This window comes from Odoribacter splanchnicus DSM 20712 (genome assembly GCF_000190535.1).
Taxonomy (GTDB): Bacteria; Bacteroidota; Bacteroidia; order Bacteroidales; family Marinifilaceae; genus Odoribacter; species Odoribacter splanchnicus.
In genome coordinates this window covers 1,396,438-1,419,891 of record NC_015160.1, presented here as the reverse complement: position 1 = coordinate 1,419,891, position 23,454 = coordinate 1,396,438, and the positions used below count along the sequence as shown (strand labels likewise).

The following is a 23,454-nucleotide window of genomic DNA, read 5'->3' as shown; positions in this document are numbered from 1 at the left end:
TAGAGTATAATCACTTTATATGCCATTATTATTGCCCTTTTTCTGTGTTTTTTCACATAATCCTATCTTGTTAGACACGACGCTTCGGAAGAGGTCTGATGACCCCTTCTGGTTCTGTCGGTAAATTTATGTCATGCCGCTTTATCCGCCCGGTTCCTGATTTTATCTATCATCAGTATGGCATTTGCCGTATGTATTCCAAAGAAAATCCATAGGATTTCCGTCTTCCTGTTCCGTGCCTTTATCCTTGAGAGTGAGTAATGCTGCTTCTGTGTGCCGAAGCTGCCTTCAAGTCGGGTGGCCCTTTCTTTGGAGAGTTCACTTCTGAGAACCTTTCTCAAGGATTCATCCCTGGCCGCCCTTCCCTTGCGTACAAAGGATGTGGATATTCCATATTTTGTACAGAACTTTCTGTTGGCATTATTGGCATATATGGAATCGGCAGCCACGCATCTTACCCTCACATTCATGAGCTTCTGCTGCATGCGGATACAGTCCTTCAGGCGTATACCTTCGTTGAAAGCCTTGAACGAGAGGTGTTCGATGAACGATATGCCGTCTATCTGTATGTTGTTGACCTTCGCACCGAACTCGACGGACTTTGTTTCCTTGCCTCTTACAATGGGACGTACATAATGGCGGTCAATGCTGACGATGCGGTCCCTGACCTTCCTGCCTTCAAACAACTCCTTTTCCTGTACAAGAACCTTTCTGATGATGGAAAGACGCTTCTGGTAATCCTGGGTATATCGGAGTGAGGTTCCATGTTCTCTATGGATTTCATCCCTCTGTATGAGGAGCTTTTCAAGGAGTCTGATCATACGACGCTTGAGCATCCTTGTCCTTGAAGCCTTCCTCTTTCTCTTCTTGCAGTAGGACAGATAGGACTTCGCCACATCCGCATACTTGTTGCGCGGACGCCTTATACCCAAATCTCTGCAATGAAGGCAGATTTGCCTGTAGAGCCATTCCAGACTTTCCCAAAGGAGTTTCATATCCGTAGGAAAACGCATATGGCTCTCATAGCATGTGGCATCGGTCATACAGACGTGAAGGCTGTCAAGATAGGGTTTCCAGTGTGAAGCCAGCACTTCCTGGAGGGAATCAACATCAAGACGGGACGCTATCTCATTGCGGATGGCACTGACTATCTTGTAGTTGGTTATGGGAAAGGACGGATTTATCATAATCCCGCAGAACATCTGGTAGTGTATGTTCCCGTTAAGATGTTCCACCAGCTGCCTGTCAGAGAATCCGGTGTACGCCTTCAGGACCATAAGGGCGATCTTCGCCGAAGGACTGAAGATGTTCCTGCGTCCCAGTCGCTGTTCCGACAGGCCCATGGTCTTTGCCATACGCTCAAACGGAAACACCGAATGAAGCCTGCCAAGCTCACTCTCATGAAAACTCTTGCGATATTTTTCTATAATATCAAATTCTGTAAAGCCCAAAGTAGGGTGAATTTCCGAAATATTTTGTATCTTAGCCATATCTTTGTTGGGGAATTTCCCCCGTTTTGGATTCCAAACCTTATTTGCGGGGGAATACCTAAAGATACAAAAAAGCCAACTAATTCGCAACATTTTGTGTATGAATTAGTTGGCTAATTTTATACTATTTACTGAATATCCCAAATTATTCTTTTCTGTATTTTTGTTCAGTCTAATGATATATTGCAAGTTATGAGCGAAAATCTGAAAGAAACATTTGATAACATACAAGGTGTATTTAATCGTTGTATCAATTATTCTTATATAATCTTAGTGAACGGTCTGTCTACCAAATTTAGTTATTTAGATACTGTACTATTAGAAGAGTTGGAAAAGCAAGAATATTTGCGGATTTCGGATGAACTTATGCAGTTGTATATGCATAATGCTGTCTTATCTGAGATATCCAATTATTTTAGCTCCTCTGATTTTTTTTGGGAGAGCAGCTTTTATGAATCAATGAAACCTGATGAAAAAAGGAAATACCTTACGTTTTCTGTCACTTCATTTGATTACTCCAGATATGAACAAGATAATGCGACTTACGATGAAGAACTGCCTTATTTTTCCGTAGTTGTTAGAGCCGTTGTGCTGGAAAGATATTTGGCATATTTACGAAAAAAGAAAGAAAGCAGAGTGCAGATAGAAACGCAACCACAGCAGGAGCAGGAAGTACAGAAGCCAATAACAAACGTCGAATTTCCGATAAAAGCCATACCCCCTATTGCTGAAACTGAAAATCCTTTTGATTCAATTCTTAATGATAGACAGATTGAATTAATTGTGGATTGCATAAACGAGGTTAAGATGTTCAATGCTTCTGTAACTGTTGATGACTTGAAAGCGATACTCTCCTGTAAGCCTAATGCAATATTAAGGTCAAACAATAATAGATATGTAGCTTTCCTTTTTTCGGAATTAAGTAATAGGTCCTTGATTACCGCTAATTGGCAATCGGTCATTGCTAACAATAAACTATTTCTTTCCAAAGACAAAAGTAGGGATAAATATCTCAATCAAGGGGATTTAGCCACAGCAACCAACTACGTGAAAGGCATCTCCCATGAGAAAGGATTTGCAACCATATACAACTATATCAAACAACTGAAAAGACTTTAAGAATAGGTTAAGACCTCAAACATAGCTTAATCCACTATCAAGCTAATCCTCAATACCTTTGCACTCGTTAACGAAAAGAAAACGAGGGTGCGCACCTTCATATTGTTTCACTTAATCCAAAAAAGCAATATGGATAAGACATTAGAGATGCGAGTTGAGGAACTCGAACAGATGCTGTTTTTAACTAAGAATGTGCTTAGCTTTGATGAAGCGAGCAAGTTTCTTAATCTTTCCAAAAGCTACCTGTACAAACTGACTTCGGGTAACTTGATACCCCATTATAAACCGCAGGGTAAGATGCTGTTTTTTGAACGGGCAGATTTGGAGGCATGGCTACGCCAAAATCCCATCAAGACACAGGCGCAGATAGAGCAGGAAGCGCAGAAGTATATCCTTAGTAGTAACCGTCCTTTAAAGAAGTAAAGCTATGGAAAACAAGAAAGTGACGGAAAATAAGAAAGAAGCTGCAATGACAAGAGAAGATTTTGCAGTCCTATGGAAAACTATTCATTTAAAGATTACTGACACCTACGATGTACCGCCCGAAATCCTTTGGGTAAATGGTTCTACTATCGGTACATTGGGAAATTTTAGCGCATCCACAGGTAAAGCCAAAAGTAAAAAGACGTTCAATATTTCCGCTATTGTGGCGGCAGCGTTGAAGAATGACGAAGTTTTGCACTATTCAGCATACTTACCTGACAATAAGCGTAAAATTCTATATGTGGACACAGAGCAGAGCAAATACCACTGCCATAAGGTGATGGAACGCATCATGCGTTTGGCTGGACTTCCTACCGATAAGGATAGAGAGGACTTTATCTTTGTCGTGTTGAGGGAATACACACCCGACAAGCGAAAGCAGATAATAGACTATATGCTTGCTAATATGGAGGGAATTGGTCTTGTCATTATAGACGGCATCCGTGATTTGATGTACGACATCAATAGCCCCAGCGAATCATCCGACCTCATCAATCTTTTAATGCGGTGGTCAAGTGAGTATAATTTGCATATTCACACTGTACTACACTTGAATAAAGCGGATGATAATACACGTGGGCATATAGGAACGGAACTTAACAACAAGGCTGAAACCGTTTTACAGATAACCAAAAGCACGCAGGATGTGGATATTAGCGAGGTAAAGGCGATGCACATACGGGACAAGGACTTTGAACCGTTTGCATTTCGCATTAATGAAACTGCATTGCCCGAAGTTGTGAAAGACTATGTTTTTGAACAACCCAAGCAGAACCGCAACTTTCCGCTTACGGAACTTACGGAGCAACAGCACCGTGAAGCGTTGGAAAACGGATTTGGAAAGGATGTAGTACAAGGCTATCCCAATGTTATCGCAGCCTTGAAAAAAGGTTACGCAAGTATCGGTTTTGAACGTGGGCGCAATATTCTCGTGGACTTGAACAAATTCCTTGTAAACAAGCGCATGATAATAAAAGAGGGAAAAGGCTACAAGTTCAATTCTGATTTCCACTACTAAAAGCAAGTTTGGTTTAGTCCGTGTGTATATAAAGAAGGAATGGACTTCTTTTCATTGTACGATTAAGTACAAGATAAGTTTAGTACAGTTCGGGTGTATATATAGCGGACTAAACGGAACTGATTCAATTATTCATTCACCAATACATTCAGATTATGACAATCGAAGAATCCAAAAATATAAAGTTGGCAGACTATCTGCACAGTTTAGGCTATAATCCGATAAAGCAACAGGGTAATAGTCTTTGGTATAAATCACCGTTGAGAGAGGAACAAGAGCCTTCTTTCAAAGTGAACACAGACCGCAATTTATGGTACGACTTTGGAGCCGGTAAAGGCGGCAACATCCTTGCATTGGCACAGGAACTTTACGCATCCGACAGTTTACCTTACCTTTTAGACCGTATAGCGGAGCAAAGCCCCTCTATCCGTCCCGTTTCTTTTTCCTTTCGCCAGCAGTCATCAACACAACCGAGTTTCCAACATTTGGAAACAGTACCGCTTTCTTCTCCTGCCTTGTTTGCATACTTGCAGGATAGAGGCATAAATACAGCACTTGCGAAAAAAGAATGTATGGAAGTCCGTTTCTCGCTTAACGGTAAATGGAACTTTGCCATCGGCTTTCCTAATGCATCGGGAGGTTATGAGGTACGCAATAAATATTTTAAAGGCTGCATAGCTCCTAAAGACATCACCCATATACGGCAGACTGGAGAACCTAAAGAAACCTGCTATGTGTTCGAGGGGTTTATGGACTATCTTTCTTTTCTGACCTTGCGACAGAAAAATTGTCCTGATTATCCCGACTTCGACAAGCAGGACTATCTTATTCTGAACTCCGTTTCCAATCTTTCCAAAGCCTTGTACCCGTTGGGGAATTATGAGAAAATACATTGTTTTTTCGACAATGATACGGCAGGGATAAGAGCCGTACAGGAACTTTATAAAGAGTACAGTTTCCGTGTCCGTGATTCCTCACGCATTTATAGTGGCTATAAAGATTTGAATGATTATTTGTGTGGAAAACGGTTGATACAGTCGGCAGACTTGACACAGCAGACCAAACAATCACAGACAGTCAAACAAGCCGACAGGCAGGAACAACAACCAGCCAAAAAGAAAAGCAGAGGGTTCAGAATGTAGTTACCGCACGCTTTCCACAGGCTTTTGAGTAAGAAAAGCCATAGCTCAATAGGGCGTTTTCTTCACGCAGTGCAAGCACCGCTAAAAACACCCTATCGAGCAAAGGGGCATCGCCCCTTTTGAAACCCCGTGAGCCATGCGGCGAATGTGCAAGGCAAGCGGAATTGTCTAACGAAAAACCAATATTCAATATGGGATATTTCACCCTTGATTTCAAGAAAGCAAAGGGAGCATCCGACGCTCGTATGTCCGACCATATCGAGCGCAGGGTGATAGCTCCGAATGTGGATCCTACACGTACACATCTCAATCGGGAACTGGTGGAACTTCCCGAAGGTGTGACGGTACGTGATGAAGCGATAGCACATCGCATCAAGTCGGCAGGCATCAAACGGAAGATTACCCCCGACCAAGTAAGGGCTATCCGTGTTATGATGTCGGGAACACACGAGGATATGATGAAGATACAGCAAGACGGGCGTATGGACGAATGGTGCAACGACAGTATGGAATGGTTGCACAAGACTTTCGGACGGGAGAATACCGTTTCAGCAGTTCTGCACATGGACGAAACCACACCTCACATACACGCTACCATCGTACCGATAGTAACGGGAGAGCGCAGGAAAGCAAAACAGAAGCAAACGGAGGGTAAGCGTTCCTACCGAAAGAAAACGAATGCAGCCCGGCTATGTGCTGATGATGTATTGAACCGTGACAAGTTGATAGGCTACCATGACGACTACGCCAAAATCATGGATAAATACGGGTTGCAGCGTGGTGTGCGTGGGTCGGAAGCAAGGCACGTCACCACTGCCCAATATTACCGTGATTTGAAACGGCAGACGGGAGAACTCGAAACAGACGTGCAGCAACTCCAAAGTGAGAAGGACGAAGCGGAAAAACAGCTAAAGCAGGTTAAGAAAGAAATCAAGACCGACAAGCTGGAAGCCGTTAAGACCGAAGCGAAAACCGCCATTATAGCAAAGGTGGGTTCTTTTTTAGGGAGTGGTGAAATTAAGGAGTTGAAACAGGAGAACAGGCAGTTATATGAGGAAGTTGCCACTCGTGACGAAATCATCGAAAGATTGCAAATTATGATGCAAGAGCAACGGGAACAGCACAGCAGGGAATTGATGAAAGCGCGGGGTAAGCATATCAAGGAACTAGACGAAGCCCGAAAGGAGATATCACGGCTGTCACAGATGATTAAAAAGGCTTGTGCGTGGCTTCCACTACTAAAAGAACTTTTCCGAATGGAAAGGCTATGTCATATTGTCGGTTTCTCAACTGAACAAACAGCAAAACTGATGTTAGGGGAAAAGATAGAGCATAACGGCACACTCTATTCCGAAGAGTACAAACGGAATTTCGCAACGGATAAGGTGACTTGTGCTATAACAATAGATTCGCTACATTAGCTTACTGGATTTTTACGCTTGTTTGGATGGGTGGTCCCGCCCCTTGGCACTGGCCGTTCCCCGACCGATGAGTTTAAAAGCGTAAAATAATCTGCGATATATTTTGATTCTCCATGATTTATCGAATAACAGTTTTCTTATTTCGATGTTTAATGAATTTAGGATACTTGTAATTACGTGGAAGAATTTCTTCGTTTGACTCCCAGAATTTTTCACTCACATCGGGCTGGATCGGAACAAGGTGCTTGACAGACTTGAGTTTTTGCATCGGAGTCTTGCCGTTCAGTGAGGAATGTGGTCGTTTCTTATTGTAGAACTCCTGCCATTCCATAGCCATCACATTCAAATCAAGTGTCTTGTCCGACAAATCTATAAGATTCCAAAACTCTGTCTTATCGGTCTGCTGAGACCTTTCAACTTTGCCATTCAGATGCGGAGTCCTTGGTTTGATTGGTCTGAATTTGATAAAATGGTCATGCAGTTCATATTGGAAGTCATAATTGAAAAATTCTGTTCCCCAATCAGTTTGTATCCGCTGAACGGGAAAAGGAAAAGTGTTCAGTATCTCTCCTAAAAAATGAATTGTACTTTCCGCTTTTTTATCGGGATATACACGAATGGTTCTCAAACGGGTACAATCATCTATGGCCGTGAACCGGTATGCTCCGTTTCGTACTTTCATTACATCCAGCTGAACCCTTTCCCCGGGAATTTCTTTACTATATCGGATATAGTCTGACTTTTTACGCCGTTTCACAACAGCTTTGACCTGATGCTTTTTTACATACGCCACACCGTCATGGCTGAGAACTTTATTTTCTTCCTAAGCAGATTGTTGGCAATCCGTTGTGCTCCCCATATTCTCGTCTCACGCAGATTAAGGATAATGGTTTCAATTTCAGGTGTTATCTTCATATTGGCAAGTCTTGATGGACGTTTAGACTTGTCGGACAATTCCGACTTGCCTTCTTCTTTCCCGCGATTTATCCAACGGTATAACGTGGAACGGGCAATCCCGCACCGAAGGGCACTTTTTGTCACAGAACCCGTTTCGGCGTATAGCTCAAGCCATTTTTGGCGCATCCGTATTTTCCGTATAGCTTCTTTCAGGCTACGAAGATACAGATTTTGGATTTGCCTACGAAAAGAAAAAGTGTAGCGTATCTATTGATACTTTACAGGTGACTGCACAAATAGTAACAGATTCAACTGTTGGAAAGAACAAATTAATGCTAATCATCAATCAAAAAAATGTATCCGATTGGTTCAGGGAGCAGTTTTGCAAACTCTATCAAAGGATACAACCGAAAGAGGGGCAGAAAAGGAGCAAAGGTTTTAGCCTGTAAAGAGAGGTATTTTGCTGAAATACAGTAAAAAGTGCAATTCACAATGAATGATATACTGTACCTTTTGCTATATTTGCACATAATCCATTTAATATTAAAAGAATGAATGCGGATTTTGATTATTTAGAAATAAACCGGAAGTCTTGGAACAGCAGGGTAGATGTGCATCTGAAATCTGACTTTTACGATGTCAAAGGCTTTTTGAAAGGGGAATCATCTCTCAATGATATAGAACTTGATTTACTTGGAGATATAAAGGGTAAATCTATTCTGCATTTACAATGCCATTTCGGACAAGATACTATTTCGTTGGGCAGACTTGGGGCAAATGTTACAGGTGTTGATTTATCGGATAAAGCGATTGATAATGCAAAAATATTAGCCAAGAAAGCAAATGTTAATACAACTTTTATTTGCTGTGATATTTATGATTTACCTACTTACTTGAATGAACAATTCGACATTGTATTTACAAGCTATGGAGTGATTGGCTGGTTACCTGATATGGGTAAGTGGGCTAAGATTATTTCAAATTATCTAAAACCAAATGGGAAGTTTATATTTGTGGAGTTTCATCCGATTTTGTGGGTGTTTGATGATGACTTTAAAAGGATTGAATATAATTACTTTAATTCCGGTGCAATTAGAGAAATTCAAGATGGAACCTATACGGACGGAGAAAACGATTTGTTGCAAGAATGTGTGATGTGGAATCATAGTTTGAGTGAGGTTCTAAATAGCCTTATACAAAGTGGGCTCACAATATCTTCTTTTGATGAATTTGATTATTCACCCTATAATTGTTTTTCCCAAACAGTTGAATGTGAACCTAACAAATATAGGATAAAGCATTTAAGTAATAATATTCCGATGGTCTATTCTATAATAGCTACAAAATAAAAAAGACTGGAAAGAATTTAATATAATAGATATGAAGGAGGACTTTACAATCAGGGAAGCTCAGCAGTCGGATGCTGTTGTGCTGAAAGAGTTATTTCAAAATACTGTTCTTGTGATAAACAGACGTGATTATTCACAATCCGAAGTTGAAGACTGGGCATCGTGCGGAGATAATCTCTCTGAAATAGAAGATATGATAAAGACTCACTATTTTATTGTAGCTGTTAATCAACGCTCACAAATCGTTGGTTTTTCATCTATTACGCCCCAAGGCTATTTACATTCTATGTTTGTTCACAAGGACTTTCAAGGTAAAGGTATTGCTACGATGCTTTTGGAAGAAATAGAACGGTATGCAATTACATCCGGGATTATGCGGATTACGTCTGAAGTGAGCTTAACAGCCCGTCCTTTCTTTGAAAAAAGAGGCTATATAGTAGAGGAAGAACAAAAGCGCAAAGCGAATCAGCTTTCTCTTACTAATTTTTGGATGGCAAAGGGAATAACTAAAGTCAAGCCTTATAATGGTCGTATTCCTGCTTGTGGTGTTTTTTGTGGGGGGTGTCCCACATATACGAGAGAAAAAAGACCTTGCAAAGGAGCCGAGCTAAATAGTTCTCGCTGTGAAAAATGCAAAACATTTCATTTATGCTGTTTGGAGAAAGAGATAACACATTGTTTCCAATGCAGCAGCTTTCCATGTACCAAATTCAAAGGTTTTACCAAGCGTTGGCTAAAGTATGGACAGAATTTTATTGAGAATCAGAAACTGTTAAGTGAAATAGGCGAAGTGGCATTTTTGGAGTATTATAATAAAAAGGTTACAGATTAGTTTAGTACGTTCCTTTGTCTATATATCCAAAACGGACTAAACTTATTTGTACCGACAGCAAGATAGGTGCTGGCGAAAAGAAAAAGATTGTTTCTCTTTTCGCCAGCTTTATTTTTGCGGATATTCTGCCTTTTGTTACCTTTGCACATGAAGCCCACCGCAAAGCGATTTCTTCGTTTTTTTTGTTACTATTTTGTTACCCACTATTAGTGATAGGTGGGCTTATTTATTGATAATCAAATTAATATACTGATTGATATATAATATGTGGCAAAATATGATCAATAGCTGGCAGTTGTGGAAAAAAGGAAAATAAGAACAGAAGGCTACTCTATTGCTCTGGCTGCAGGAACGATATCTTCCCGCGCCACTTTCGTTGTAATGATGTTTTTTGGTCCGGGGATCAGGGGACTATTTTCCAATACATGGCGTACCCGGCTGTATTGATTGGCGGTAAACCGGTTTTGGTATGAATAGAAATAGTCCATGACGTTGGTAGATATAAAGCTTTCTCCTTCACATCCGTTTCTTTTGACCACTTCCTGAAAATTGTAAGGAGGCGTGAGTGTACTCAGCCATTCGGTATAGGCATTGCGGTCGTAATTGGGAGTATCCTCACAATAATCCGTTTCGTTGCACTCTTGTTCGGAGAATACGTGAAATAACCCCAAATAGTGGCCCAGCTCATGGGCTAAAGTCGTATAAACGTCATCCTCGGTGATATAGGTATTGTTGATAGAAATACAGTGGGTATAGGAAGGCATGTTCGAGAAATAGTGGTTATTCGCAGTCAGGCCCGGAAGACTGTTTTCACGGGGGGTGTATGGGAGGTGGGAGATGCCTGCCGTGGTCTCCTCTTTAAAGGTATATACAAATACATTGATGTATTTATTCAGGTCCCAAACGAATGAATTGAACGAAGTATTGCTTTGAGCCATGAAATCCTCACAGCTCATGACTGCTGCCGGGGTTTTCAGGATGCGTTCGATGCCGGGTTCGGCCAGGGGATTACCGGCAGGATCTTCGGTAGCCGCCACCAATTTCAGGTTCATAGGAATACTATTGGTACCTGTGTTGTATAAACGGTTACATTCGTCGATCATTTTGGTGAAGAATTCTCCGGAAGCATTTTGCAAACTGTCGGTTTCATCCGCATAGAATAAATGAAAAATAACGGGCAGTTCATAATAATAGTTGTTGCCGCTTGTATCCTGATATACATGTACTTCAGCCTCTTTCTGGTCACAGGTAAAAGTAAAACGGGTATCTCTTTCGGCTTTGGTGTCGTTGGTATCTACCTGAATTAATATTTCGGCCGTTTTACTGCCTTCCAGTTTATCGGTTTTACACCAGGTATCCCCTCCTGTGATTTTCCATTCACAGTTACTGTTGACCGTTAGTTTCCATGCACCGCCGTTACCGGAAAACCGGAGGGTGTTTTCGGAAATTTTCAATACCTGGGGTGAAGGATGGTCGGTCACACAGGCGAACACTGCGATCGTTGTGAAAATCAGAAATATAAGTCGTTGTATTTTCATCGGAATCTTTTTTATTGAATGCAAATGTATAAAAAAGACTTTATATACTTGACACTTTAAGTTGTTTTAAAGATTGTTTTCACACAGCCTGTAAAAAAAGATTTTGGTGTACGGAATTGGAACATATACGATCGGTGACTTCGGAAAGCGACCGATCGTAGCCTCATAGCAGGCTGACTTCAGGATAAAACCGTTACTTTTAAGCGGTCTGTCCATTTTTTTATTCTGGTATCGGTTCGGTCCGATTCATTATTATCGTCGATCGGGAGCCCGACAAATTTACCGTCGATAACTCCACCGGAACCATCGAAACGATATTCAGAGGGGTCTACTTCTCCCGTAAAAGTACAACCGGTGTGTTGAAGCTCGTGATAGATGACACCCAAAGCATCACAAAAACTGGAACTAAAACTGACCGAATCTCCGCATCCGAACAAGGCGACGGTTTTGTTTTTCAGATCCATATCTTTGAGTTTGAAAAGGAAATCATTCCAGTCGTCCTGCATTTCCCCGACTCCCCAGGTCGAACAACCTAATAACAATACTTCGTAGGGTTGTACGGCATGGGGCGTTGTATCGGCGACATTGTGTACATCTTCTTTCCCGATCCCCAATTGAATAGCGATTTTATTCGCTACAGATTCGGTATCACCGTTGGTGGAACCGTAAAAAATACCTGTTTTTTTCATAAAAATAGTGATTTAAAGTTATTATAAGTCAACTGCTTATCTATTCTGTGCAGATCACTGTTCTGTTTACGGAGCGGAAGAGAAATGGGGTGGCTTATTATGTCGAAAAAATTTTAATTGTGGTTAAACTAATGGGCTGATTATTGAAAAATACCTAAAAATAGGGATTGGTTGGAATCGGATAAAATGTTTATTTTGCATGATTAAATTTATTTAGAATGAATAAGCGTTTAAAATATTCCGGTACAGATAAGATGAGTGATCTGATTTGTGAGAATTATAACCTGTTACTGGTGATGAGTCGGTTCGGGTTATCCTTGGGATTCGGTGACCAGACTGTACAGCAGGTATGTGAACGTCAGGGGGTGCATACGGGTACTTTTCTGGCTGTTGTGAATTTTATGGATGGGGAATGTTGTGTGTCCGAAGAGTTTCATGACCAGATATCGGTTGAAGCCCTGATGGAATATTTGAAGCAGGCTCATTCTTATTTTCTGGATTATAATCTGCCGGTGATCCGGCGGAGGTTAATAGATGCCATCGATTGTTCGCAGGATGACGTTGCTTTTCTGATTTTGAAATTTTACGATGAATATGTCAACGAGGTGCGGGCACATATGGGATATGAGAATGAGGTGGTTTTTAAATATGTGAATGCACTATTGCAGGGTGAGGATACCGGGCGATATAATATCGGTGTTTTTGTTGCACGTCATAACCAGATCGAGACTAAACTGACCGAACTCAAGAATATTATTGTCAAATATTATCCTTCCAGGGCGAATAATAATCTGTTGAATACCGTATTGTTCGATATTTATTCTTGTGAAAAAGATTTGTGTTCACATTGCCGGGTAGAAGATTATATGTTTGTTCCTCTGATTGCAGAATTGGAAAAGAAAGTACAGGAAAATGCAGGAAGATGAAGTTTTAAAGATTGCTATAGCCGAGACATCGATGATCGTCCGTAGTGGATTGGCATTGGTCTTGAAGCGGATTCAGGGATTGAAAATTCTTCCGATAGAGTTAGTCTCCGAAGAATCGTTGGATGAATGTGTACGATTTCATAAGCCTGAAATTCTGATTGTAAATCCGTCGTTTACCGGATATTTCGATGTGCGTAAATTTAAAGAAACGCCTCAGAATGCGGGTGTGAAATGTATTGCTTTGATGTGTTCGGTGGCCGATCAGGGTGTGTTGCGGAATTACGATGAGTCTCTGACGATATATGACGATGCGGATACGATCAGGGAAAAATTGAATCGCCTGTTGAATGTTCCCGGGGAAGAGACAGAAGAAGAATTAGCCGGACAGGAAGTGTTGAGTAGCCGGGAAAAAGAAATTATTACTTGTGTCGTCAAAGGGATGACTAATAAAGAAATTGCAGATGCCTTGTATTTGTCGGCCCATACGGTGATTACTCACCGACGGAATATAGCCCGTAAGTTACAGATTCATAGTCCGGCAGGCCTGACTATTTATGCGATTGTAAATAAATTGGTGGAGTTGCAGGATATCAAAGAATATTTGTAATAAAAAATCCCGGAAACAATCCGGGATTTTTTATTATTTGATTTCAATCGTTCGTCCGTTTTTTTCTTCCGGAATTACCGTTTGTTTCGGGATATCGATGGTCAATACACCGTGTTCCATCCTGGCCTGAATCTTCTCTTTTACCACATCATCGGGCAAGATCATCGCTTGCTGGAAGCGGGTATATGAAAATTCACGTCTCAGATAGCGTCCCTCTTCTTTTTTATCTTCTTTCTGTTCGTGTTTCTTTTCCATACTGACCACCAACTGGTTGTTGTTTTCGATTTTGATGGTAAAATCCTCACGGGTCATACCCGGTGCAGCAACTTCGATTTCGTAATTTGTTTCGGTTTCCCGAATATTGATTGCCGGTGCAGTAGCATTGGTTTTTTCCATCCACGTGTTATCGAAGAAATCATTGAAGATATCCGGTAACCAAGTCTGTGTTCTTCTTACAGGTACCATAATTTAATCCTCCTATTATTTAAGTTTAACATATTCATTGGGTAGAACCGGTATTTTAAACCGTGTTCGTTTTAGGAGATTGCAATCGGTATGCCGCAATTTGTGGGGAAATACGTATTTTTTTTGTAGATTATGTGTAATTTATTGATAATAAATAAGAAAGAAGAAAGAGATGCTTTGTGTGTTAAATTGCTTGTAATGAGTGTGTTATGTTGTTTTGGCAGAATAAAGGAAAAATTGTCATAAAATCTGTTTGGAGGTCTGCCAAATCTTCATGGTTTTGTAACAAACCCGTGGGCTTTTAATGAGGGGATATCAGCTTTATTCTTTATTTTTGCCTTATTAATAAAAGAATAATACCGATGAAAATGCTCTTACCCGTATTGTTGATGCTGGCGACCGGGAAAACGATATTGCCCGGAGAGGTAAAAGTAAAGACTTTACCTCCTGAATCCCGTGAAGTTTTGGATTATTTACCCCGGAATATTGTTATAGCCCATCGGGGTACGACGTATTGGGCTCCGGAGGAAACCGAAGCCGCCATGCGTTGGGCCCGTAATATCGGAGCCGATTACCTGGAACTGGATTTACAACGAACGAAAGATGGGGTATTGATTGCTCTGCACGATGTCAATCTGAGGCGTACGACGAATGTTGAAACCGTATTTCCGGATCGGGCCGACTCGCCTGTTTCGGAGTTTACCCTGGAAGAGCTGAGACAACTGGATGCCGGTTCGTGGTTTAACAAAGCGAATCCGGATCGGGCCAGAAAAGCATTCGAAGGCTTAGACATACTGACCTTGGAAGATGTCGTGCGTATAGCCGAGGGCTATCGCATAGTCAGAGACCGGGCAGGAAAAAGAGTGTACGATATCGACGGGCAGGGGAGAAAGCACACCCGTTACGAAAAAGATCCTGACGATAACGGTAATCGTCCCGGTATTTATCCCGAAACCAAAGAACCTCATTTGTTTCCGGGTATGGAAAAAGATTTGGTGATAGAATTACAAAGACTGGGTTGGTATCATCCGGATGCCGGACAAATGAAACAAATTCCGGTAACCGCGGGCAAAGTAGCTATTGCAAATTCGTCGGCCCGGGTGATTTTGCAGACTTTTTCGGACGAGAGCCTGGTAAAACTGAAAGAAGCTTTCCCACGACGGATTCCTACCTGCTTTTTATTGTGGTTAAGGAATGACGTTTCTGACTTAAAACAAAATACCCCCGAGCAATATGCTGCCAAAATCAATTTCGGTATAGAAAACGGGGCTGTGATTATGGGGCCTAGTATTGCAGGGGCACCTAATCATTATGATGAACTTTTGTCTCCCGGAAACGGTGAATTGATTTACCGTTCGGGTATGGCCATTCATCCCTATAGTTTCGATACGGTGGAGCAGATGGAGGAATATACCGGATTGAAAGCCGGACAGCCGGCACAAAACTGGGCCGATGGAATGTTTACCAATAAGTCGGATATGACTATCCGGTTTTATCAGGAAACGTTGCCCGCAAAATATCTGAAGTCGAATGTAACCTCAGGCCTGCCGGATCATTTACAGCAAAAAAAGAAGCTGGAAAAGGCTGAAAAAGTATTGGAACAATTAGGGTATTACAACTGACCGGATTTAGGGAGGGTAGATTCGTTGCCCTCCTGCATAGCTGTAATGCGGGGATATGATTTCTATACCTGCCTCATTATAACGATCCTGAATATTTTGATGAAGGTTTCCGAATAGATCTCCCGGTCTATCGGACGACAAACAACTTCTTTGGCCGTAGTACGTATAAAAAGAACAAAATGAACTAAACACTAAAATTATGGCTAAAGAGAGTGTAAAAATCCTGCAAGGAAAATTGGATGTGGAAAGCTTGATTTCACAGTTAAACGCAGCATTGGCTGAAGAATGGTTGGCATACTATCAGTATTGGATCGGTGCTTTGGTTGTCGAAGGTGCTATGCGTCCGAATGTACAGAGTGAGTTTGAAGAACACGCCAATGAAGAACGCAAGCATGCCGAAATGATTGCTAAACGTATCATCGAACTGGAAGGCGTTCCTGTTTTGGATCCCCAAAAGTGGTCGGAACTGGCAAGATGCAAATACGATACTCCACAAGACTTTGATTCTGTTTGTCTGCTGAATGACAATGTGGCTTCCGAGCGTTGTGCCATATTGAGGTATCAGGAAATTGCCGACTTTACAAATGGTAAAGATTTTACGACCTGTGATATGGCGAAAAAAATTCTGGCCGAGGAGGAAGAGCATGAACAGGATCTTCAGGACTATCTGACCGATATTGCCCGGATGAAAAAATCAATCCTTGGTAAATAGTTTATTGTAATCACGGGGACGGGGCAATTGTGCGAAACTTTCGCACAATTACCCCGTCCCCGTGATCGTTAATAAAGCATAATTTTCACCGGTTGGTTCATAAATAAGTAAGGAACAAAAGGTTGTTTATCCGATTTATTGCATTACCTTTGTGGACAGTTAGAGTTTATGAATCGTTATCGTCAAAGTTCTTCTTCAAAATAAGTAAGTCTCTTCTTTAATTATCCTGCTCTCTAATTAGTATTAATTTTATTTTAATTTCAAATGAACATTTACATTTCAGGTTTAAGCTATGGCACGACCGATGCAGACTTAAACGAATTATTTTCAGAGTATGGAGAAATTTCTTCTGCAAAAATTATTTCGGACAGAGAAACCGGAAGATCCAGAGGATTCGGATTTGTCGAGATGACTAACGATACAGAAGGACAAAAAGCGATCGATGAATTGAATGGTGCAGAATATGACCATAAAGTGATTGCGGTAAGTATTGCACGTCCTCGCACTGAAAGACAGTCTAACGGTGGATATCGTGACAGAAACAGTAATTCCAGGCGATATTGATCAGGTGATCAGATAAGGGGTTGGCTGAAAAATCAACTATTCGGCTTTCCAGCTAACCTCTTCTATAAGTTTTATTTCGGGTGTCTTATAACACTCAACAATGAAGTTCGATTTATTCTTTCTTTTCGATGTGAGATCAGGAGTTTTCAGTCCTGAAGTGTTCCGTTTCTGAAACAGATTTATTAAACTTTTTTGTTCTTTTTCCTTTGAGAAATGAGTGTTGAAAGTTTAACTAGTTATTCAATAAGGCTGATCGTTTGTTAAAACGTTTTTTCCCAGCCTATTTATTCGGATGACCTTTCTGCCCCATTAAAACATATTAATGTTACCCCGGCATTTCTGTTGTATGTTCTATATAGATCCGATACAGCAGAGAAAATTAAATAGTGAAAATAAATGCTGTTTTGACGTACAGCAAAATAATAATATATGACATTTAAAGAATTAAATATAATCCAGCCGATTTTAAAGGCTATTGAGGAAAAAGGATATAACAGGCCGACACCGATTCAGCAGCAAGCAATCCCTGTAGCCTTGTCCCGAAAAGATATATTGGGATGTGCACAGACAGGAACCGGAAAAACGGCTTCGTTCGCTATTCCTATCATCCAGCTTTTACAGGCAGATCCGATTATAACGAAACGCAAGGGAGTCAAAGCTTTGATCCTGACGCCGACCCGCGAACTGGCCTTACAAATCAGTGAATGTTTAGACGAGTATGCCAGGTATACCCCGGTTCGTCATGGTGTGATGTTTGGAGGAGTAAACCAACGTCCGCAGGTTACTATGTTGCAAAAAGGTATCGATATTCTGGTTGCGACTCCGGGGCGTTTGCTCGACTTGATGAGTCAGGGGTTTCTCAGCCTGGATCAGGTGAAATATTTCGTGCTCGACGAAGCGGACCGTATGCTCGATATGGGGTTTATTCACGATATTAAGCGGATATTACCGAAGCTTCCGAAAGAAAAACAGACCTTGTTTTTTTCGGCGACGATGCCCGATTCGATTGTTACGCTGGCTTCTGCTTTATTGAAAAATCCTGTGAAAATCACCATTACTCCTGAATCTCCGACTGTCGATGCTATCGAACAGTTCGTTTATTTCGTCGAGAAAGCCGAGAAAGGACGTTTATTGATATCCCTTTTACGGAAAGCTGAAAATCAATCGGTATTGGTTTTCTCCCGTACGAAACATAATGCCGACCGGATTGTCCGGGTATTGGGCAAAGCCGGAATCGGAAGTCAGGCTATTCACGGAAACAAGAGTCAAGCTGCCCGTCAGTCGGCTTTAGGAAATTTTAAATCAGGAAAGACCCGGGTGATGGTGGCTACCGATATTGCGGCCCGGGGTATCGATATCAATGAGTTGCCGTTAGTGATCAATTATGATCTGCCTGATGTCCCTGAAACTTATGTACATCGCATCGGACGGACCGGAAGGGCTGGGAATGCAGGAACGGCCTTTACATTTTGTTCTCAGGAAGAACGAAAACTAGTAGATAATATCCAGAAATTGACCGGAAAAAAACTCTGTAGGGCTGAAGTTTCGGCCTGAGTAGATGGAAAATTCCTGGGATTTAGTTTTTCTATTCCGATTTCGGTTGCTGTGTCGTCAGACCGGTTCGTCTGGACCGCTCCGTTAAGGCTTTTGTCGATTTCATCGGTTTTTCTCCTGCCCGGTGGAACTCCTTGCTGCGCAAAAACTTTACGTTACGTTTCTCTCAGACACTATCGCTCGGTCGTTCAGAAAAAGCATGATGATACTCGGCAGAACTCCGATGGTCTTCAAACACGAACACCGGAGACGAATAGGTGTCGGAATAATCTTACGATTCGATTAGGTGATAAATTTTATTTTTTATTTATAAACAATTCATACAGTTAAATGGCAAGACCACAGACATTCAGTAAGAAAGAAAACGAGAAGAAAAAACAAGCCCGGAGATTAGAAAAACAAAACCGGAAAGAAGAAAGAAAACTATCCGGTAATACGAATAGTTTTGAAGATATGATAGCCTATGTCGATGAAAATGGCCGGATTACTTCGACACCTCCGGAAACGAATCATAAAAAGGAAGAGATAAACCATGAAGAAATTGTGATCTCGACTCCCAGACAAGAATCTCCTGAGGTCCGTAAAGGGCGGGTAGAGTATTTTAATGTTTCGAAGGGGTATGGTTTTATTAAGGATCTGTCAGGAACTGAAAAATATTTTTTTCATGTGAGCAACGCTCTTTCCGAACTTGTAGAAAATGCCATCGTTATTTTCGACTTGGAGCGTGGTAAAAGAGGTATGAATGCCATTAATATTTGTATCTCGGAACGAACAGCCGATTAAGTTCGATTTTGTCAGGAATACTTGCGTTGCAACCGGGGTATCGGATTAGCAGGTGCAGCCTGTAAATTGGACATAGGGTGGCTTCGAAGCTGATTATTAGCGAAACTAGGTCCGGAATTAATTATTCAACTCTGAACCGAAAGTTTACCGATTAAAAAGGGGGGGGGATGCTGGTCAAGGGACTTGAAAGGATGAAGCTGATCAGAGTCGAAGTGAGTATAAACCAGTTTGATTTAGGCTTTGAAAGTGAAGAAACTTTCCGTTTGTCGAGGCTTGCTTCGTGCCTGTAGGGAGGGCCTTAGGCTCTGCTTTGAAAAAACACTGTTGTCTGAGTCTGATTTTTCAGCAAAAAACGTTAAACAGAAAATCCCAAAGATTTAGTCTCGACTGAATCGGAAATATTCTCCATAATTATGAGGAAATTCTCCACTTCTAAAGTCTGGATTTCATTTTGTTTTTATGAACTTTCGACTATTTATCCTACATTTGCAGGCATAGGGGGAGTGCCTCGTTTTGTTTACGGCCCTTTCCGGGGGGGCTGGCACTTTTATAACTTGAAATCTCTGTAGCTAAAAAAAGTTTAATCTGAAATAAACGATGGATAGAGATACACTTATATTTATAGCATTTTGTGTGTTCATACTCTTATTGGGGGTACGGTTTTGGCAGCAGCTCAGGGAGCGGACGGAAAGAACGGAGGCAGATCGGAGTATTGCAGATGAAGCGGTCCCCTTGCCGGCGAAAAGCCGGAGGCGTTACTTTATTCTGATTCAGGTGATTGTGTTAGGAGGTTTACTGATTTATATGCTTTCCTGGTTAATCCGTGATTTTAAGGGAGCTGAGCCGGTACTGAATGCTGGGTTTATTTTACGTTGTTTGATTTTTGTATTCACTATTTATATATTCATTTCCCGGGGACGTGATTTACTCAGGCAGCGTGTTAAAGGGAATAAGAAGAAATAAGAAGGTGTAAATATCAGGGTCGACGGATAGCCTGATATTTTTTTTGCAAAACCTTAAACGGAGGGTTAACTTTTTTTAAGGCTAGGAATTTAACATTTGAACTTAGATTGACTAATTTTGGAGTACTCAAAATTTTAACATTTGACAAAAATAGAGATTCGATAGAAATGTGGGCTTGAAAGTAACACATTTTTTTCTGGTTCGTAATAGAATTTTATAAGATATAACAACTTTAAATTTGAATCTATGGATACTGTTGATATCAAAGCATTGAATGAACGCATACAGCAGGAAAGCTCTTTTGTGGACATGATCAACATGGAGATGAACAAAGTCATCGTTGGTCAGAAACATTTGGTTGAAGGACTTCTGATCGGGATGCTTTCCAACGGGCACATTTTATTGGAAGGTGTTCCCGGCCTGGCAAAAACCTTGGCCATCAATACGCTGGCAACTACGATTGATGCGAAATTCAGTCGTATTCAGTTTACCCCCGATCTTTTGCCTGCCGATGTGATCGGTACGATGATTTATTCTCAGAAGAGAGAAGAGTTTGTGGTAAAACAAGGACCGATTTTTGCGAACTTCATTCTGGCGGATGAAATCAACCGTGCTCCGGCAAAAGTACAGTCTGCTTTATTGGAAGCGATGCAGGAACGTCAGGTGACGATCGGAGATATGACCTATCGTTTGCCCGAGCCTTTCCTGGTTATGGCCACCCAGAATCCGATCGAACAGGAAGGTACCTATCCGTTACCTGAAGCCCAGGTCGACCGTTTTATGCTGAAAGTAGTGATCGATTACCCCAAAAAAGAAGAAGAAAAGCTGATCGTTCGTCAGAATATGGAGAAAGCCTTCCCTAAGGCATCTACTATTCTGAAACCCGAAGATATCATTCGTGCCCGTGAAGTAGTGAAGGATGTATACATGGATGAGAAAATTGAAAAATACATCATCGATATTGTTTTTGCCACCCGTTTTCCGCAGGAAGCCGGGCTCGACAAGTTTGTCAGCATGATCGCTTACGGAGGTTCGCCGCGTGCCAGCATCAGTTTGGCCAAGGCTGCCAAAGCGTACGCTTTCATCAAACGTCGTGGTTATGTCATCCCCGAAGATGTACGGGCGGTATGTCATGATGTTTTGCGTCACCGTATCGGCCTGACTTATGAGGCTGAAGCCAATAACATTACCAGTGAGGATATTATCAACGAGATCCTGAATGCCGTAGAGGTTCCATAGTCGGAAGGTCGTTTTTAACCTTTTACTTTTAACCTTTTACTTTTAGATATGGAAACTTCTGAATTGTTAAAGCGGGTCCGGAAGATAGAGATTAAAACCCGGGGCTTGTCCAAAAATATTTTTGCCGGCGAATATCATTCTGCCTTTAAGGGGAGAGGTATGACTTTCAGTGAGGTAAGAGAATATCAGTACGGCGACGATATCCGGAATATCGACTGGAATGTGACTGCCCGCCACAACCGTCCTTATGTGAAGATCTTCGAGGAAGAACGGGAGTTGACGGTCATGTTGATGATCGATGTAAGTGCCTCCCGTAATTTCGGGACTATTTCGAAACTGAAGAAAAACCAGATTACCGAAATTGCTGCAGTGCTTGCTTTTTCTGCAATCCAGAATAACGATAAGATCGGGGTGATTTTCTTCTCGGATAAGATCGAGAAATTTATTCCTCCGAAGAAGGGAAGAACACATATCTTGCATATTATTCGCGAACTGATCGATTTCTATCCGGAAGATAAACAGACCGATATCGAACAGGCATTGGAATATATGACCAATTCGATCAAGAAACGGTGTACCTGTTTTGTTATTTCCGATTTTATCGACGAGCACGATTTTGCCCATGCTTTGGCTATCGCTAACCGGAAACACGATGTTGTCGCCCTGAGGGTATACGACCCCCGGGAAAATCAATTGCCTCCGGTCGGGATGATGTACCTGAGGGATGCCGAAACCGGAGAACAGATGTGGGTGGATACTTCCGATAAAAAGCTGAGGGAAGCGTATGAAAAATATGCTTTTGTCCGCGAAAAGGAACTGGATGCAATCTTCAAACGTTCGGGAGTCGATGTCGCTAATATCCGTTCCGACGAAGACTACGTCAGGGCTTTAATCACTTTGTTTAAGAAAAGGGCTTAATTATTATGGATTTTGATCAAAGATCGTAACTATGAGGAGTGTTTTGAAACAAATATTATTATATCTGTGCTTGTTTTTAGGGGTGGCGACCCTGAAAGCTCAGCATGTAGAATATGGGGTGGCGCTTGACACCAATTATATGATGATTGGAGATCAACAACATCTTACTTTTAAAGCGAAGGTAGACCCGGGAGTCCGGATTGTGTTCCCTCGGTTACAGGATACGGTTGTCCATGGATTGGAGATTATCTCCGGTCCTGTACGGGATTCTGTAAAAGAAAAGGATGGAAGATGGCTTTTGGAGGAAAAATATGTCGTCACTGCTTTCGATACAGGAGTATATGTTGTGCCTCCTCAGCCCATTACGATCGAAAGTCAGGAATATAATAATATTGTTCGGACCGATCCCGTAGGATTGGTGGTGAATACTTTCCAGGTAGATCCGCAAAAGGGGAATTACGATATCGTTATGCCTTATGCCGCACCCTGGACTTTTGCCGAGATTTTGCCTTATCTGTTGTGGGTTTTGTTAGGGATTGCCCTTATTCTGATCTTCTGGCTGTATTGGGACCGGAGGCGGAAGAACAAACCCTTGTTTACGCCGAAGAAAGAAGAGATTCCGCCTTATGTCATGGCTATCCGTTCCTTGGATGAAATCAAGGGCAATAAGCTTTGGCAGGCCGGAAAAGAAAAGGAATATTATACCCGATTGACGGATACCGTACGCCAATACCTTGACGGAGAGTTCGCTATACCTGCCATGGAACAGACCTCCTCCGAAACAATGCAGGCCTTGGTAAATTGTAAAGAGGTAGAAGCCAAAGAACGGGAGAGAATAGCAGAGATGTTGACGACGGCCGATTATGTGAAATTCGCTAAGTTTACTCCCTTGCAGGATGAAAATTCCCGTTATCTGGATGCCGCTTACGAATTTGTCAATAACACTCACCAACGGGTAGAGGCTGAAATTGCTCAGCAGCAGAAACAGGAAGAAGAAAGAAAACGTCAGGAAGAAGAACAACAGCGAAAAGAAGCTGAAAAAAGCGAAACTCCCGAAGACGTAAAAGATAAATGAGGCGATCAGGCACTTTGAAAAGAGTGTATGAGTTAATTTGTAAACTGA

The 23,454-nt window shown here is 41.6% G+C and carries 22 protein-coding genes and 1 pseudogene; 18 read left to right on the top strand and 5 right to left on the bottom strand.

Features of this window, described 5'->3' with window-relative positions; translation table 11 throughout:
• Window positions 1-131 precede the first annotated feature (131 nt).
• Complete coding sequence (locus tag ODOSP_RS05965) at window positions 132-1,490, bottom strand: transposase (RefSeq protein WP_080705330.1); 1,359 nt, start codon at window positions 1,488-1,490, stop codon at window positions 132-134.
• 192 nt (window positions 1,491-1,682) lie between these two features.
• Here ODOSP_RS05965 and ODOSP_RS05960 point away from each other — a divergent pair, with 192 nt between their 5' ends.
• The 5 genes from ODOSP_RS05960 (at window position 1,683) to mobV (ending at window position 6,673) form a co-directional block, all read left to right on the top strand.
• Window positions 1,683-2,609 carry a hypothetical protein gene (locus ODOSP_RS05960; protein WP_013611478.1) on the top strand — a complete coding sequence of 309 codons (927 nt, stop codon included), beginning with the start codon at window positions 1,683-1,685 and terminating at the stop codon, window positions 2,607-2,609.
• Window positions 2,610-2,738: 129 nt separating this feature from the next.
• Entirely contained in the window at window positions 2,739-3,032 is a 294-nt protein-coding gene (locus ODOSP_RS05955) for a helix-turn-helix domain-containing protein (RefSeq protein ID WP_013611477.1), read from the top strand.
• A gap of 4 nt (window positions 3,033-3,036) precedes the next feature.
• Window positions 3,037-4,110, top strand: a complete 1,074-nt coding sequence (locus ODOSP_RS05950; protein WP_013611476.1) for an AAA family ATPase — start codon at window positions 3,037-3,039, stop codon at window positions 4,108-4,110.
• 155 nt (window positions 4,111-4,265) lie between these two features.
• Window positions 4,266-5,252 carry a toprim domain-containing protein gene (locus ODOSP_RS05945; protein WP_013611475.1) on the top strand — a complete coding sequence of 329 codons (987 nt, stop codon included), beginning with the start codon at window positions 4,266-4,268 and terminating at the stop codon, window positions 5,250-5,252.
• 191 nt (window positions 5,253-5,443) lie between these two features.
• Window positions 5,444-6,673, top strand: a complete 1,230-nt coding sequence (gene mobV / locus ODOSP_RS05940; protein WP_013611474.1) for a MobV family relaxase — start codon at window positions 5,444-5,446, stop codon at window positions 6,671-6,673.
• A 118-nt stretch (window positions 6,674-6,791) separates the two neighbouring features.
• On the opposite strand, the pseudogene ODOSP_RS05935 reads toward mobV, so the two are convergent.
• A pseudogene (locus ODOSP_RS05935) lies at window positions 6,792-7,783 on the bottom strand (IS481 family transposase).
• A gap of 338 nt (window positions 7,784-8,121) precedes the next feature.
• On the opposite strand from ODOSP_RS05935, the gene ODOSP_RS05930 reads away from it, so the two are divergent.
• Both ODOSP_RS05930 and ODOSP_RS05925 read left to right on the top strand, forming a co-directional pair.
• Window positions 8,122-8,919, top strand: coding sequence for a class I SAM-dependent methyltransferase (locus tag ODOSP_RS05930; protein ID WP_013611472.1), 798 nt, complete (start codon window positions 8,122-8,124; stop codon window positions 8,917-8,919).
• A 31-nt stretch (window positions 8,920-8,950) separates the two neighbouring features.
• Entirely contained in the window at window positions 8,951-9,751 is an 801-nt protein-coding gene (locus ODOSP_RS05925) for a GNAT family N-acetyltransferase (protein WP_013611471.1), read from the top strand.
• 326 nt (window positions 9,752-10,077) lie between these two features.
• Here the strand turns inward: ODOSP_RS05925 and ODOSP_RS05920 are convergent, their stop codons facing one another.
• Entirely contained in the window at window positions 10,078-11,289 is a 1,212-nt protein-coding gene (locus ODOSP_RS05920; RefSeq protein ID WP_013611470.1) for a zinc-dependent metalloproteinase lipoprotein, read from the bottom strand.
• A gap of 179 nt (window positions 11,290-11,468) precedes the next feature.
• Window positions 11,469-11,978, bottom strand: coding sequence for a flavodoxin FldA (gene fldA / locus ODOSP_RS05915; RefSeq protein ID WP_013611469.1), 510 nt, complete (start codon window positions 11,976-11,978; stop codon window positions 11,469-11,471).
• 218 nt (window positions 11,979-12,196) lie between these two features.
• Between fldA and ODOSP_RS05910 the strand changes: the two genes are divergently transcribed.
• Together ODOSP_RS05910 and ODOSP_RS05905 are read left to right on the top strand one after the other, a co-directional pair.
• Complete coding sequence (locus ODOSP_RS05910) at window positions 12,197-12,904, top strand: hemerythrin domain-containing protein (protein WP_013611468.1); 708 nt, start codon at window positions 12,197-12,199, stop codon at window positions 12,902-12,904.
• Entirely contained in the window at window positions 12,891-13,511 is a 621-nt protein-coding gene (locus ODOSP_RS05905; RefSeq protein WP_013611467.1) for a response regulator transcription factor, read from the top strand. The genes ODOSP_RS05910 and ODOSP_RS05905 overlap by 14 nt, the downstream gene beginning before the upstream one ends.
• Window positions 13,512-13,544: 33 nt before the next feature.
• Here ODOSP_RS05905 and ODOSP_RS05900 read toward each other — a convergent pair whose 3' ends face one another.
• Entirely contained in the window at window positions 13,545-13,976 is a 432-nt protein-coding gene (locus tag ODOSP_RS05900) for an Hsp20/alpha crystallin family protein (protein WP_013611466.1), read from the bottom strand.
• Between the two features lie 362 nt (window positions 13,977-14,338).
• On the opposite strand from ODOSP_RS05900, the gene ODOSP_RS05895 reads away from it, so the two are divergent.
• From ODOSP_RS05895 to ODOSP_RS05855, 9 genes are all read left to right on the top strand, one after another.
• Window positions 14,339-15,598 carry a glycerophosphodiester phosphodiesterase family protein gene (locus ODOSP_RS05895; RefSeq protein WP_049782832.1) on the top strand — a complete coding sequence of 420 codons (1,260 nt, stop codon included), beginning with the start codon at window positions 14,339-14,341 and terminating at the stop codon, window positions 15,596-15,598.
• Between the two features lie 199 nt (window positions 15,599-15,797).
• Entirely contained in the window at window positions 15,798-16,310 is a 513-nt protein-coding gene (locus ODOSP_RS05890; RefSeq protein WP_013611464.1) for a ferritin-like domain-containing protein, read from the top strand.
• Window positions 16,311-16,574: 264 nt separating this feature from the next.
• Window positions 16,575-16,874 carry an RNA recognition motif domain-containing protein gene (locus ODOSP_RS05885; RefSeq protein ID WP_013611463.1) on the top strand — a complete coding sequence of 100 codons (300 nt, stop codon included), beginning with the start codon at window positions 16,575-16,577 and terminating at the stop codon, window positions 16,872-16,874.
• Between the two features lie 429 nt (window positions 16,875-17,303).
• Window positions 17,304-18,428 carry a DEAD/DEAH box helicase gene (locus tag ODOSP_RS05880; RefSeq protein WP_013611462.1) on the top strand — a complete coding sequence of 375 codons (1,125 nt, stop codon included), beginning with the start codon at window positions 17,304-17,306 and terminating at the stop codon, window positions 18,426-18,428.
• A 330-nt stretch (window positions 18,429-18,758) separates the two neighbouring features.
• Window positions 18,759-19,211: a cold-shock protein gene (locus ODOSP_RS05875; RefSeq protein WP_013611461.1), complete on the top strand. Its 453-nt coding sequence runs from the start codon at window positions 18,759-18,761 to the stop codon at window positions 19,209-19,211.
• A gap of 633 nt (window positions 19,212-19,844) precedes the next feature.
• Entirely contained in the window at window positions 19,845-20,174 is a 330-nt protein-coding gene (locus ODOSP_RS05870) for a hypothetical protein (protein ID WP_167535987.1), read from the top strand.
• A 246-nt stretch (window positions 20,175-20,420) separates the two neighbouring features.
• Window positions 20,421-21,413 (top strand): AAA family ATPase, encoded by a 993-nt coding sequence (locus ODOSP_RS05865; protein ID WP_013611458.1) that lies wholly within the window; start codon window positions 20,421-20,423, stop codon window positions 21,411-21,413.
• A gap of 48 nt (window positions 21,414-21,461) precedes the next feature.
• Window positions 21,462-22,331: a DUF58 domain-containing protein gene (locus ODOSP_RS05860; RefSeq protein ID WP_013611457.1), complete on the top strand. Its 870-nt coding sequence runs from the start codon at window positions 21,462-21,464 to the stop codon at window positions 22,329-22,331.
• A 31-nt stretch (window positions 22,332-22,362) separates the two neighbouring features.
• Window positions 22,363-23,406 (top strand): BatA domain-containing protein, encoded by a 1,044-nt coding sequence (locus ODOSP_RS05855; RefSeq protein WP_013611456.1) that lies wholly within the window; start codon window positions 22,363-22,365, stop codon window positions 23,404-23,406.
• Window positions 23,407-23,454 lie beyond the last annotated feature (48 nt).